Genomic DNA, 12,864 nt, shown 5'->3' on the forward strand with positions numbered 1-12,864 from the left:
TCGGCCATGGCGACGTACACACTTCCTGAACTTCCGTACGACTACGCGGCACTCGAACCGGTCATCAACCCGCAGATCATCGAGTTGCACCACGACAAGCACCACGCGGCGTACGTGAAGGGCGCGAACGACACCCTGGAGCAGCTCGCCGAGGCGCGCGACAAGGACCAGTGGGGGTCGGTCAACGGCCTGGAGAAGAACCTGGCGTTCCATCTCTCCGGCCACATCCTGCACTCCATCTACTGGCACAACATGAGCGGCGACGGGGGCGGCGAGCCCCTCGACAAGGACGGCGTGGGCGAGCTCGCCGACGCGATCGCGGAGTCCTTCGGATCCTTCGAGAAGTTCAAGGCCCAGCTGACCAAGGCCTCGGCGACCACGCAGGGTTCGGGCTGGGGCGTCCTCGCGTACGAGCCGCTCAGCGGGCGCCTGATCGTCGAGCAGGTCTACGACCACCAGGGCAATGTCGGCCAGGGTTCGACCCCGGTTCTCGTCTTCGACGCCTGGGAGCACGCCTTCTATCTGCAGTACAAGAACCAGAAGGTGGACTTCATCGAGGCGATGTGGCGGGTCGTCAACTGGCAGGACGTGGCGAGGCGTTACGCCGCGGCCAAGGAGCGGGCGGACGTCCTGCTGCTGGCGCCGTGAACCAGTGAGGCACTAGGAACGTCCTGCTCGTGATCGTCTTCTCAACTGTCGCGTGCAGGCGGATGGAACGGGTGGCCCCCGCGAGGACATGACTCGCGGGGGCTGTCTGTTTTCCTCCTGTCGCGCCCCTCCCCGGCGTCATAGACTCCGGCCTCCGGAGAGCCGAGGAGGCAGCATGGCGAGCTCCAGGGAACTGTCGTGCAGCACGTGCAAGAAACGCGAACCGCACCGCTGGCTGAACACCGCCGAGAAGAAGCAGCTCAGGGCGGCGACCGGCCGGAAATACGTGGACGACTTCCTGGTCTGCTCGGCCCCCGGCTGCGGCACCCTGCGCACCGGTCTCAGCGAGAATCCGTTCGATCAGCCGCGGAAGCTGCGCCCTCCGGAATGACCGCTCCGGTGGTGCCCCACACCGTGAACTCCCTTGCCAGGCCCGTCTCGTGGAGGCGGGCGAAGGGAGTGAAGGGGACTCCGCACTCGGTCTCGCCGCGGTCGAAGTTCCAGCTCTTGTGGAGCTGGAAGCGATAGCCGCAGACGGTCGGGCCGCGCTCGGTGACCCGGACCGTTCCGGTGAGGCGGTATTGGATTCCGCGCAGCGCCAGCCACCAGTCCGTATCGGCGCTGCGGGAGATCAGGACGCCGCGCCAGACCGTGTCCGCCTCGTAGGTGCCGGGGACCTCGGGTGCCTCTGCGAGCCAGCGGGCCAGCTGGGTGTCGACCGCGCGGTGGACGGGCGGCAGGGCCAGGACCGCTTCGGCCTCGATGCGGTACGGGGCGCCGGTGGCCGCCAGATAGTGGCGCATCGCGCCGGCCGCCTGGCGCAGCCCGATGGCCTGCCAGAGGGCGGCGAGGGCACGACACCCTGCCCGTACGACCCGGTCGGTCGGGCGCACGGGCAGGGTGGCAAAGGGGGCATTGCCGTTCGGAAGGGCGGGGTCGTCGCGGCCGCCGTCGCTGCCGATCTTCATACGGCGACCGTAGGACAGATCGGGCGCCTCCGCCCGCTCAGCGGGTCGGCTGCCGGTGGGCCGTCAGTCGAAGATCGGGCCCTGGGTGCGGGTGCGCTTGATCTCGTAGAACCCGGGGATGGAGGCCACGAGCAGGGTGCCGTCCCAGAGCCTGGCCGCCTCTTCGCCCTTGGGTGCGGGGGTGACGACCGGACCGAAGAAGGCGATCTGCTCGCCGTCCGCGCCGGGGACCGCGATGACCGGGGTGCCGACCTCCTGGCCGACCTTGTCGATGCCCTCCTTGTGGGAGGCGCGCACCTGGGAGTCGTAGGTGTCCTTGTCGGCGTACTCGATCAGGTCGGCGGGCAGGCCGACGTCGGCCAGGGCGCCGGCGATCGCTTCGAGGGTCGGGCCCTCCTCCTTGTTGTGGATGCGCGTGCCCAGCGCGGTGTACAGCTTGCCGACGACCTCGTCGCCGTGCAGCTCACGGGCCGCGGTGACCACGCGGACCGGACGCCAGCCCTTGGGGCCGAGAAGCTCGCGGTAGCGCTCGGGCAGGTCGTCGATCTTGTCCTCGTTGAGGACGGCCAGGCTCATGACGTGCCAGCTGACCTCGACCGGACGGACCTTCTCCACTTCGAGCATCCAGCGCGATGTCATCCAGGCCCAGGGGCAGAGCGGGTCGAACCAGAAGTCGACGGGGGTCTTGCTCTCAGACATGTCTCTCCTCGGAGCGCGCGGATCGGTCTCGACGGACGGAACGTACGGGAGGGGCCAGGGCATTCCCGGGTGCTGGGTGCCGGAGGTGCATGGGAGTATTCGAACCACGGAACGTATACACAAAGGAGTGCCCGTGCCCGGTGAGAATCTGTCCCGTGACGAAGCCCGGGAGCGGGCCGGACTGCTGTCCGTCGACGGGTACGAGGTCGTGCTCGACCTGCGGTCCGCGGTCGGGGAAGGACCGGCACAGGGGCCCCGCACCTTCCGGTCGGTGACCACGATCCGCTTCCGGTCATCGACGGTGGGCGCCTCGTCCTTCGCCGACCTGGTCGCGCCGTCCGTGAACGCGGTGACGCTCAACGGGCAGCCGCTGGACGTGGCGGCCGTGTTCGACGGGGTGCGGATCGCGCTGGACGGGCTGCAGGCCGAGAACGAGCTGGTCGTGGACGCGCAGTGTGCGTACAGCCGCACCGGTGAGGGCATGCACCGCTTCGTCGACCCGGAGGACGACGAGGTCTATCTGTACACGCAGTACGAACCGGCCGATGCGCGCCGAGTGTTCGCCAATTTCGAACAGCCGGATCTGAAGGCGCCCTTCCGCTTCGAGGTGACCGCGCCCGACGGGTGGACGGTCTGGAGCAACGGGGCGGGCACGGCCGGGGACGGCGGGGCGTGGAGCTTCGAGGAGACCAAGCCCATCTCCACGTACATCACGTGTGTCGTCGCCGGGCCCTATCACTATGTGACCGACAGCTACCGGCGGACCTTCGAGGACGGCACGGAGCTGGAGATCCCGCTCGGGGCGATGTGCCGCAAGGGGCTCGCCAAGCACTTCGACGTCGACGACATCTTCCTGGTGACCAAGCAGGGGCTCGACTTCTTCCACGAGCACTTCGACTACCCGTACCCCTTCGGCAAGTACGACCAGGCCTTCGTGCCGGAGTACAACCTCGGGGCGATGGAGAACCCGGGGATGGTGACCTTCCGCGAGGAGTACATCTACCGCGGGAAGGTGACCTCGGCGTCGTACGAGCGGCGGGCCAACGTCATCCTGCACGAGATGGCGCACATGTGGTTCGGCGACCTCGTCACCATGGTGTGGTGGGACGACCTGTGGCTCAAGGAGTCCTTCGCGGACTTCATGGGGACCTTCTCGATGGTGGGCGCGACCCGCTTCGAGAACGGGTGGATCACCTTCGCCAACAACCGCAAGTCGTGGGCCTACCGGGCCGACCAGCTGCCGTCCACGCACCCGATCACGGCCGACATCCGTGACCTGGAGGACGCCAAGCTGAACTTCGACGGGATCACGTACGCCAAGGGTGCGAGCGTGCTGAAGCAGCTCGTCGCGTACGTCGGACAGGACGCCTTCCTGGAGGGCGCGCGGCGCTACTTCAAGCGGCACGAGTACGGGAACACGCGGCTGGGCGATCTGCTGGCGGTGCTCGAGGAGACCAGCGGGCGCGACATGACGACGTGGTCGCAGTCGTGGCTGCAGACGGCGGGGGTCAACTCCCTTACTCCGGTCGTCACTTACGACGCGGCGGGGAAGATCACCGAGCTGGCCGTGGTGCAGGAGGCGGCGGAGTCGCACCCGGAGCTGCGGCCGCACCGGGTCGCAGTGGGGCTCTACCGGCGCGAGGCCGGGTCCGACGAGCTGGTGCGGTACGCGCGCGCCGAGGTGGATGTCGCCGGGGCGCGTACGGTCGTGGGCGAGCTGGCCGGGGCCGAGAAGCCCGATCTGGTGCTGGTCAACGACGACGACCTGACGTACTGCAAGATCCGCTTCGACGAGGGGTCGCTGGAGACGCTGCGGAGTCATCTGGGGGACATCACCGACCCGTTGGCGCGTGCGCTGTGCTGGTCGGCGCTGTGGAACCTGACGCGTGATGCGCTGATGCCGGCGCGGGACTTCGTGGGTCTTGTGCTCAAGTTCGCGGGGCGCGAGACGGACATCGGTGTGCTGCAGATGCTGCACTCCTGGGCCCAGTCCGCACTCATGCACTACGCGGCGCCCTCGTGGCGCGAGGAGGGCGGGCGCGAGCTGGCGGAGGGCGCGCTGCGGGAGCTGCGGGTCGCCGAGCCGGGGAGCCAGGAGCAGCTGACGTGGGCGCGGTTCTTCGCGGCGGTGGCGGCGAGCGATGCCGACTTCCAGCTGCTGCAGGGGCTGTTGGAGGGGTCGGCGAAGATCGACGGGCTCGATGTCGACCAGGAGCTGCGGTGGGCGTTCCTGTCGCCGCTCGCCTCGCACGGGCTGGCCGACGAGGGCGTCATCGGCGCCGAGCTGGCGCGGGACAACACCGCTTCGGGCAAGCGCCACCAGGTGCGGTGCCTCGCCTCGCGGCCGTCGGAGGCGGTGAAGGCGCAGGCGTGGGCTGCGGTCGTGGAGTCCGACGCGCTCTCCAACACGCTGGTGGAGGCGACGATTTCGGGCTTCGAGCAGGCGTCGCAGCGGGCGCTGATCGCGCCGTACGGGGAGAAGTACTTCGCCGCGATCGAGCGGGTGTGGGCTGAGCGGTCGATCCAGATCGGGATGCTCGTGGTGAAGGGGCTCTTCCCGGGGCTGCAGGATGACCGGGCGACGCTGGATGCGACGGATGCGTGGCTGGCGGGGCATGAGGGTGCGGCTCCCGCGCTGCGGCGGCTCGTGCTGGAGGCTCGCGACGACCTCGCGCGGAGCCTGCGGGGCCAGGCCTGCGACGAGGCGGCGGCGGTCTGACGGGGTAGGGCGGGGCGGGTGCGGACGCGGCTGGCCTGCGGCGCCGTTCCCCTACCCGCCCCTTCCCGAACCGGGGCTACGCCCCGGACCCCGTAAGCGACCTTCGGCCGCTTGTCCTCAATCGCCGGACGGGCTGCGTTTTGCTGAACCTGGCTCGCACGCGCGGCAAAAGAGCATGCACCCGCGCACGCAGGCGGACAGCGGGCAACTTCAGCGGTGCGGGTCCGCCCCCGACTCGTTCGGCGTAATCGACCCTGCGTGATCGACCCCTGACGCTGCGATATCAGCGCAGGTCCCCGCCCCCTATCGGCACCCGAACACCCTTGCTTTAGGACGGCGTTGTCCGCAATTGTCGACGGCCGTGTAACAGGGGTTAGCGACCGGGATCATCGCGGGAATCCCCCTCGCATGAACCACAACACCCCCCTCTCCCCCCGCCCCCTCAGCCACCTCTCCGACGTACAGCGACGCGTCCTCTCCGCCGCCCAGCTCCGCGCCCACGGCGTCAGCGCCGCCCGGTCCGCCGCCAAGTGCCGGCCCGGCGGGCCCTGGCAGCAGCTCCTGCCGGGGGTTTTCGTGCTGCACCCGGGACCGCCCACCAGCGAAGAGCGGCTGCACGCGGCGCTGTTGTACGCGGGGCGGCCCGCCGAGGGCACGGCCAGGACCGTGCCGGCACAGCCTGTACCGGGGCAGCCCGCGGCGGAGGTCGTGCCGGTGGCGTACGGCGACACGATGGTCACCGGGCTCGCGGCGCTCGCGCTGCACCGCTTCTCCTCCGCTCCCCCGCTCCTCTCCCTGGACCGCATCGACGTCCTGGTCGCCAGGACCCGGCGGCTGCGCTCCACCGGCTTCGCCCGCCTCATCCGTGCCCACGCACTCCCCCGGGCGCAGCAGATCACCGGCGTGCCCGTCGCCCCCGTACCGCGCGCCCTCGCGGACGCCGTCGCGCAGCTCACCGACGCCAATGCCGTACGGCGCCTGCTGACCGAGGCCGTACGCGGCGGACACTGCGAACCGGCCGCCATCGTCAAGGAGTTGAACCAGGCGCGGCTGCTCACCCGCGCCCATGTCGTCGACGCCGTGGACTCGCTCCTCGCCGAGGGCCGGGCCATCGCCGAGGACCGGCTGTACGCGCTGGTGCGCGAGCACGGGCTGCCCGACCCGCTCTGGAACGTGGATCTGCGCCTGCCCGGCGGCCCGCACCTGGGCGGTGTCGACGCGTACTGGGCCGATCAGGCCGTGGCCCTGGAGCTGGACACCAGGGCGCCCCGCCATGACGAGGACGCCATGTGGTCGGAGTACGCCCGCAAGCGCGAACACCTGGAGCGGCTCGGCATCACGGTCGTGCACATCACGCCGAAGAAGCTGCGGGACGCGGCCGAGCAGCAGGCGACGGTCGTACGGACCGCCCTGATGGCGTCCGGGGACCGCGAGCCCGCCGCGTACGTGGTCGTACTCCCCCGATAGCCCCGGTCAGTGCGCGGCCGCCCGCCCCAGCAGCGGCCGCTCGCGCCACAACTCCAGCCCTACGTCGACGAGTTCGACCCGCTGGAGCTCGTCGACCGCCGCCAGGGGGTGCCAGGCGGCGAGGTCGGTGGAACCGCCCTCCTCGGGGCGCAGTTCCCCGCCGGTGATCCGGCCCTCGTAGACGATGCGCAGCCCGTGGAAGTCCGCGAACATGCCGAGCTTGCGCGGATAGCGCCGGGTGATCGAGTCGATACCGAGCAGCCGCACGGGCTCCACGGTGTAGCCGGTCTCCTCGTCGACTTCACGGACGACCGTGTCGATGGGGTCCTCGGCGTGGTCCATTCCACCGCCCGGCAGCGTCCAGCGTTTGGTGCCGTCCCCGGCCACCCAGCGGGCGAGGAGTACCTGTTCGTCGCGTACGCAGACGGCGTACGCCGCCACCCTGAGCTCCTTGTTCATTTGTTGAGGCTAGGGGGTGTCCGGCGGATCAGGTCGCCCTTGCTCGGCGTCAAACCTTTCGCTGCTGGTGAGCGGTGGTCTGGTGCGTGCACCTGCAAGGCGGAGGAGGGCGGCAACGCGAATGGGGTCTCCCCTGCTCTTTAAGAGCTTGGGGAAGTTGGCAACTGACGACAACGCCGCAGGTGTGCGCCCGCCGCGAAGCGGCTGATGTCACTGCGACCGGCGCGACCGCGGCATGATCCGCCGGACACCCCCTAGTACGGGAGCGGCGGGTTGGCTGGGGAGTAGTCGGGGGCGGACCAGCGGAGGGGGGCGGCGGACGGGGTCTGGACGGTCTCCTCGATCGTGAAGTGCATGCGGCGCTCGCCGGTCGAGGCGTCGAAGGCAGTGCGGGCACGTCCGGTCAGCTGGAGTGTGCTGCCGGAGGTCCAGTCGAGGAGGAGGAGTCCGGCGCGGGGGTCGGTTTCCAGGTTTCCGAGGGTCAGGAACATCGCGTTGCCGGGATAGTCGCGCCAGCTGATCACCGAGGGGGACTCCACGGTGACGAACCCCGGATTGCCGCCGCGATGGCTGGCGTCCACGCCGTCGGCGGCGACGGTGGCGATGAAGAAGGTGTCGGCGGCGCGGAGGAACTCCTCCTGGTCGGGGGTGAGTTGTCCACCGCGCCGCGCGGCACCGGCCTGTGGGAGTTCCGCGGATGCGAGGAGATCGCGGCGCTGGATGTACTTGGGGCAGTTGGCGAAGACCTCGTCGGCCTCGACGGCAAGGCCGCGCGGGGTGGTGCGGGCTGTTCCGTTGAGCCGCATACGGCGGCGGGTGCGCGGGTCGAGGGCGATGGTGCCGACCGGTCCTTCGAGGGCGCCGGACAGCGGGTCGTCCTCGCGCGGGCCGCCGGTCACCGAGATCTGGCGGGGGCCCGTGGCCCGTACGAAACCGGGAGGTCCGGTGAGCAGCGAGGCCCACATCCGGCCCGCGCCGTCCGCCGCGCCGATCACCAGCATCGGCTGGAGTCCGAGGAAGGCCGCGGCCACGGGCTTGATGTCCTGACCGATGGAACGGCCGACGTGCTCGGCCTGCTCGCGGAGACCAAGGCGGTCCTGCACGGCGCGTGATCCCTGGTGGTACGTGGCCACGGGGGGCCTCCTTCTAGAAGAAGCCGCAGGTGGGTGCGGTGGCGGAGGGGGCGGGGGCCTCCTCCGCGCCGGTCGGGGCGTAGATCTCCAGACGGGTGCCGTCCGGGTCGCGGAAGAAGATGCCGCCGGAGGCGCCGCCCTCACGGTGGGCGACCACGCCCTCGTAGGCGAACTCGGTCCCCTGGGCGCGGAGTTGCTCCTCGGCGGCCCGGACGTCCTCGATCGCCGGGACCTCGAAGGCGAGGTGGTGGAGGCCTGCGCGTGCCGGGTCGTAGGCGGCGCCCGCCTGCTGCCAGAGCGTGAGGACGAGGGCGCCGTCCTGACCGAGGAAGGCGTAGCGGCTCTCGCCCTCCTTGCCTTCGCCGATCACCTGGAAGCCGAAGAGGTCTGCGTAGAAGGCCAGCGAGCGGTCGATGTCGGTGACGTTCAGGCCGATGTGGCCGGTTCGCAGCGTGCTGGGCATGGAGTGCCTCCGTCGATGGGATATCTAACCTCTCATTTTGATTTTAGAGGTTAGTGGCGGCGAGCGTCAACCGGTCACGTACGCTTGAGTGGTTAGCGTGGAAAGGAAGCAAGCCATGACCGTCGCCGACCCCCGCCCGCTCACCGGCGAGCCGGTCTCCCTCGACCTGCTCAACACCCTCTGGATGCACGAAGGCGTACGGCAGGACCTGCTGACCGGCGTCGACGGCCTCGGCACCTGGCTGGCGAGCACAGGCCTCGACGGCCGTTTCGCCGCCGACGGGGCGACGCTGAAGAATGTGCTGAGCGCGCGCGAGGCGCTGGCCGGGGTCGTCGCGGGCCCGGACGACGCCCACGCCGTCGCGCGGCTCGATGCCGTACTGGACCACGGCCGCATCCGCGCCACGCTCACCGCCGAAGGGCCCGGCGAGCGGCCCGAGTTCGCGGACCCCGCCTGGGGTGCGGCCTGGACGGCCGCCCGCGACTATCTCGACCTGGTGCGCGCCGCCCCCGACCGGATCCGGTCCTGCGCGCACGAATCGTGCATTCTGCACTTCTTCGACACTTCGCGGAACGGCACCCGCCGCTGGTGCTCGATGGCCGGCTGCGGCAATCGCGCCAAGGCCTCACGGCACTACGCGCGCACCCGCGACCACTGACGGCAACCACCGCCCCGTACGCACCAATTGCACCGCCATGCCCCCGATGACGCATGGCGGAAATACGCCATGGCTCCATCCCGCCACGGTCAACTCTCCCCAAAACAGGTCGTCTAGGTAAAGCTGAGCGGTCATCCGGCACCGTATTCCGGACCCTAATCGACACCTCCAGGGATGCTGATGACCTCCGAATCCCCTCGCTCCATACCCGGGGCGAGACGCGCGGCCCGTATAGCGGCCGCAGCCGGTCTGGTGGCCGCACTGGCCGCCTCCGGCGCCGCCCCCGTGTTCGCCGCGAACACCGACGACCCGGCCCCGGCCACCCCGAAGTCCTCGGCCGACAAACTCGGTTCGTCCGACCAGAAACTGCTCGACGAAGCCCAGGCGAAGGGCGAGAAGACCATCACGGTCATGGTCGCCACCGCCCCCGGCGCCACCGAGCAGGTGAGCAAGCAGCTCGACGCGGTCCAGGGCGCGAGCGTCGGCAAGACCGACGACAAGCTCGGTTACGTACGGGCGACGATCCCCACCGCGAAGGCGGACGCGGCGATCAAGGCGGCGGAGAAGCTGTCGGCCGTCAACGGCATCGACCTCAAGCACGCGGTCGAGCTGGACGACCCGACGCCGGCCGCCGACACCGCCAAGGGCGCCAAGTCGCAGGCCAGCTCCGGTTCGTACGGCGCTCCGGGGAAGGACACCCCCGCGAAGAACCCGTACAACCCGTCCTTCGAGACGGGCGCGGTCGACTTCGTGAAGCAGCACCCCAAGGCCGACGGCCGCGGAGTGACCATCGGCATCCTCGACTCGGGCGTCGACCTCGGCAGCCCGGCGCTGCAGAAGACCTCCACCGGCGAGCGCAAGATCGTCGACTGGGTGACCTCGACGGACCCGATCCTCGACGGTGACGGCAGCTGGCGCGCGATGGTCACCTCGGTGACGGGCCCGACCTTCACGTACGGCACCCGGACCTACAAGGCCGCTGCGGGCTCGTACCAGATCAGCACCTTCAAGGAGGCCGTCACCGCCGGCGGTGACGAGGCGGGCGACGTCAACCGTGACGGCGACACCACCGACAGCTGGGGCGTGCTGTACGACGCCAAGGCCGGCACGGTGACCGTCGACGTGAACGACAACGGCGACTTCACCGACGACACCCCGATGAAGCCGTACAAGGACGGCTTCCAGATCGGGTACTTCGGCAAGGACGACCCGGCGACCGACGTCGTCGAGCGCATTCCGTTCGTCGTCGAGATCCGCAAGAGCGTCCCGATGGACCCCTACGGCGGCGACTGGGTCGGCAAGAAGGCCGACTTCGTCAACATCGGCATCATCGCCTCCGAGCACGGCACGCACGTCGCGGGCATCACCGCGGCCAACGGCCTGTTCGGCGGCAAGATGAACGGCGCCGCCCCCGGCGCGAAGATCGTCTCCTCGCGCGCCTGCACCTTCGGTCCGGGCTGCACGAACGTCGCGCTGACCGAGGGCATGATGGACCTCGTCGTCAACCGTCACGTCGACATCGTCAACATGTCGATCGGCGGCCTGCCGGCGCTCAACGACGGCAACAACGCGCGCGCCCTGCTCTACAAGCGCCTCATCGACACCTACGGTGTCCAGCTGGTCATCTCGGCCGGCAACGAGGGCCCGGGTGTCAACACCATCGGTGACCCGGGCCTCGCGGACCACGTCATCTCGGTCGGCGCGACCATCTCCAAGGAGACCTGGGCGTCCAACTACGGCTCGGGAGTCTCCAAGTCGTACAACATGATGCCGTTCTCCTCCCGCGGCCCGCGTGAGGACGGCGGCTTCACGCCGACGCTCTCCGCCCCGGGTGCGGCGATCAACACGACGCAGACCTGGCTGCCCGGTTCGCCGGTCAAGGAGTCGGGTTACTCCCTGCCGGCCGGCTACTCGATGCTCCAGGGCACCTCGATGGCCTCCCCGCAGGCGACCGGCGCGACCGCGCTGCTCATCTCGGCCGCCAAGCAGCAGCACATCGAGCTGCCCCCGGCCGACCTGCGCACCGAGCTCACCTCGACGGCCAAGCACATCCAGGGTGTTCAGGCGTACGCCGAGGGCGCGGGCCTGATCAACATCCTGGGTGCCTGGGACGCGATCAAGGACGGCGCGACCGCCCACGAGTACACAGTGCAGGCCCCCGTCAGCACCGCGATCTCCTACGCGCTCGCGACGCCGAACGTCGGCACCGGCGTCTACGACCGCGAGAGCGGTCTGAAGGCCGGCCAGAAGAAGACGTACGACGTCACCATCACCCGCACCACCGGTCCCGACCGCGCGGTGAAGCACAAGCTGTCGCTGAAGAACAACGACGGCACCTGGCGCATCCTGGGCGACGACGAGGTCGCGCTGCCGCTGGGCACGCCGGTCACCGTCAAGGTCCAGGCCCACCCGGGCTCGGGTGGCGTGCACAGCGCCATCCTCGAGGTGAACGACAAGCGCACCGAGGGCGTCGACCAGCAGATCATGGTCACGGCCATCGTCTCGACGCCGCTCGCCTCGCCTTCGTACACCTTCAAGGACTCGGACTCGGTGCAGCGCAACAGCACCAAGTCGTACTTCGTGACCGTCCCGGCGGGCGCCAAGACCCTTGAGGTCGGCATGAGTGCGCTGCGCTCGGGCAGCCAGACGCGGTTCATCGCGATCCACCCGTACGGTGTCGCGGTCGACGACACGTCGACGCCGAGCTGCTACCCGAACTACGACAACCCGGCCAACACCTGCCGTCCGGACCTGCGTTCCTACGCGAACCCGACGCCGGGCGTCTGGGAGATCGAGGTCGAGTCGCGGCGCACCTCGCCGTACCTCGACAACCCGTACAAGCTGGACGTCGCGCTCCTCGGCGCCTCCTTCGACCCGGCGGTCAAGGTGATCCCCGAGGCGAAGATCGGCACCCCGGCAGCGGTGGACTGGAAGGTCACCAACAACTTCGCCGCCATCAGCGGCGGCAAGCTGAAGGGCGGCTCGCTCGGCTCCGCGAAGGTCGCCAAGCCGACCATCGCGCAGGACGAGACACAGACCTCCACGGTCACCATCGGTGCGGGCGTCGAGCGTCTGGACGTCGCCATCGGCGGCGTCTCCGACAACTCGGCCGACCTGGACCTGACGGTCTACAAGGACGGCGTGCAGGTCGCCCAGTCCGCGGACGGCGACTCGGAGGAGGCGGTCAGCCTCGCCAAGCCGGCCGCCGGTACGTACACCATCGAGGTGGCGGGTTACTCGGTCCCGGCCGGGACGACGACCTTCAACTACCGCGATGTGTACTACGCCCCGTCGCTGGGCTCGGTCTCGGTCGACTCCTCGAAGGCCATCACGCTGGCCAACGGTGCATCGGCCCAGGTCAGCGCCAACGTCACCGTCGCCGGTGCGGCCCCCGAGGGCCGTGAGTTCTTCGGCGAGGTGCAGCTGCTGAACGGCCGCGGCACCGTCGCGGGCTCCGGCAGTGTCCAGATCGAGAAGGTCACGCCGTAACGGCGGAGTCTTCCTGAGCGGTACGGCAGCGGGGCGGGCGCTCTTCGGAGCTCCCGCCCCGCTGTGCGATCCCCGTCACCTTCGCCGTCCGGTCCCCGGACAATGGATTGGACAAGGCGCCCGGGGACATACGCATCATGGAACAACACGCTGGTCAGCAG

The 12,864-nt window shown here is 69.7% G+C and carries 11 protein-coding genes; 6 read left to right on the forward strand and 5 right to left on the reverse strand.

All coding sequences use genetic code 11. The features are described 5' to 3' along the window. Nucleotides 1-6: 6 nt before the first annotated feature. Both AB0H78_RS08615 and AB0H78_RS08620 read left to right on the forward strand, forming a co-directional pair. On the forward strand, nt 7-648 hold the full coding sequence (locus AB0H78_RS08615) for a superoxide dismutase (RefSeq protein ID WP_363233533.1): 642 nt from the start codon (nt 7-9) through the stop codon (nt 646-648). 175 nt (nt 649-823) lie between these two features. Next, nucleotides 824-1,039 (forward strand): hypothetical protein, encoded by a 216-nt coding sequence (locus AB0H78_RS08620; protein WP_363233534.1) that lies wholly within the window; start codon nt 824-826, stop codon nt 1,037-1,039. On the opposite strand, the gene AB0H78_RS08625 is transcribed toward AB0H78_RS08620, so the two are convergent. After that, entirely contained in the window at nt 990-1,616 is a 627-nt protein-coding gene (locus AB0H78_RS08625) for a hypothetical protein (protein ID WP_363233535.1), read from the reverse strand. The genes AB0H78_RS08620 and AB0H78_RS08625 overlap by 50 nt on opposite strands. A 63-nt stretch (nt 1,617-1,679) precedes the next feature. Then, the gene (locus tag AB0H78_RS08630; protein WP_363233536.1) at nt 1,680-2,315 is read right to left on the reverse strand and encodes a DsbA family protein; all 636 of its coding nucleotides are present in this window, start codon (nt 2,313-2,315) and stop codon (nt 1,680-1,682) included. A gap of 133 nt (nt 2,316-2,448) precedes the next feature. Between AB0H78_RS08630 and pepN the strand changes: the two genes are divergently transcribed. Then, on the forward strand, nt 2,449-5,034 hold the full coding sequence (pepN, locus tag AB0H78_RS08635) for an aminopeptidase N (RefSeq protein WP_363233537.1): 2,586 nt from the start codon (nt 2,449-2,451) through the stop codon (nt 5,032-5,034). 408 nt (nt 5,035-5,442) lie between these two features. Beyond that, complete coding sequence (locus AB0H78_RS08640; protein ID WP_363233538.1) at nt 5,443-6,501, forward strand: hypothetical protein; 1,059 nt, start codon at nt 5,443-5,445, stop codon at nt 6,499-6,501. A 6-nt stretch (nt 6,502-6,507) separates the two neighbouring features. Here the strand turns inward: AB0H78_RS08640 and AB0H78_RS08645 are convergent, their stop codons facing one another. From AB0H78_RS08645 to AB0H78_RS08655, 3 genes are all read right to left on the reverse strand, one after another. Then, nucleotides 6,508-6,960, reverse strand: coding sequence for an NUDIX hydrolase (locus tag AB0H78_RS08645; RefSeq protein WP_363233539.1), 453 nt, complete (start codon nt 6,958-6,960; stop codon nt 6,508-6,510). Nucleotides 6,961-7,214: 254 nt separating this feature from the next. Beyond that, the gene (locus AB0H78_RS08650) at nt 7,215-8,093 is read right to left on the reverse strand and encodes a pyridoxamine 5'-phosphate oxidase family protein (protein WP_363233540.1); all 879 of its coding nucleotides are present in this window, start codon (nt 8,091-8,093) and stop codon (nt 7,215-7,217) included. A gap of 13 nt (nt 8,094-8,106) precedes the next feature. Continuing rightward, the gene (locus AB0H78_RS08655; RefSeq protein ID WP_363233541.1) at nt 8,107-8,556 is read right to left on the reverse strand and encodes a VOC family protein; all 450 of its coding nucleotides are present in this window, start codon (nt 8,554-8,556) and stop codon (nt 8,107-8,109) included. A gap of 115 nt (nt 8,557-8,671) precedes the next feature. Between AB0H78_RS08655 and AB0H78_RS08660 the strand changes: the two genes are divergently transcribed. Further along, entirely contained in the window at nt 8,672-9,214 is a 543-nt protein-coding gene (locus AB0H78_RS08660; protein WP_363233542.1) for a CGNR zinc finger domain-containing protein, read from the forward strand. Between the two features lie 180 nt (nt 9,215-9,394). After that, entirely contained in the window at nt 9,395-12,703 is a 3,309-nt protein-coding gene (locus AB0H78_RS08665; protein ID WP_363233543.1) for a S8 family serine peptidase, read from the forward strand. Nucleotides 12,704-12,864 lie beyond the last annotated feature (161 nt).

The sequence above is a fragment of the Streptomyces sp. NPDC050738 genome (assembly GCF_040654175.1).
Taxonomy (GTDB): domain Bacteria; phylum Actinomycetota; class Actinomycetes; order Streptomycetales; family Streptomycetaceae; genus Streptomyces.

Excerpts from the sequence above, each read along its gene's own strand:
- AB0H78_RS08640 (WP_363233538.1), top strand. The coding sequence starts at position 5,443 with ATGAACCACAACACCCCCCTCTCCCCCCGCCCCCTCAGCCACCTCTCC.
- AB0H78_RS08665 (WP_363233543.1), top strand. The coding sequence starts at position 9,395 with ATGACCTCCGAATCCCCTCGCTCCATACCCGGGGCGAGACGCGCGGCC.
- AB0H78_RS08625 (WP_363233535.1), bottom strand. The coding sequence starts at position 1,616 with ATGAAGATCGGCAGCGACGGCGGCCGCGACGACCCCGCCCTTCCGAAC.
- AB0H78_RS08660 (WP_363233542.1), top strand. The coding sequence starts at position 8,672 with ATGACCGTCGCCGACCCCCGCCCGCTCACCGGCGAGCCGGTCTCCCTC.
- AB0H78_RS08630 (WP_363233536.1), bottom strand. The coding sequence starts at position 2,315 with ATGTCTGAGAGCAAGACCCCCGTCGACTTCTGGTTCGACCCGCTCTGC.
- AB0H78_RS08645 (WP_363233539.1), bottom strand. The coding sequence starts at position 6,960 with ATGAACAAGGAGCTCAGGGTGGCGGCGTACGCCGTCTGCGTACGCGAC.
- AB0H78_RS08615 (WP_363233533.1), top strand. The coding sequence starts at position 7 with ATGGCGACGTACACACTTCCTGAACTTCCGTACGACTACGCGGCACTC.
- AB0H78_RS08620 (WP_363233534.1), top strand. The coding sequence starts at position 824 with ATGGCGAGCTCCAGGGAACTGTCGTGCAGCACGTGCAAGAAACGCGAA.
- AB0H78_RS08655 (WP_363233541.1), bottom strand. The coding sequence starts at position 8,556 with ATGCCCAGCACGCTGCGAACCGGCCACATCGGCCTGAACGTCACCGAC.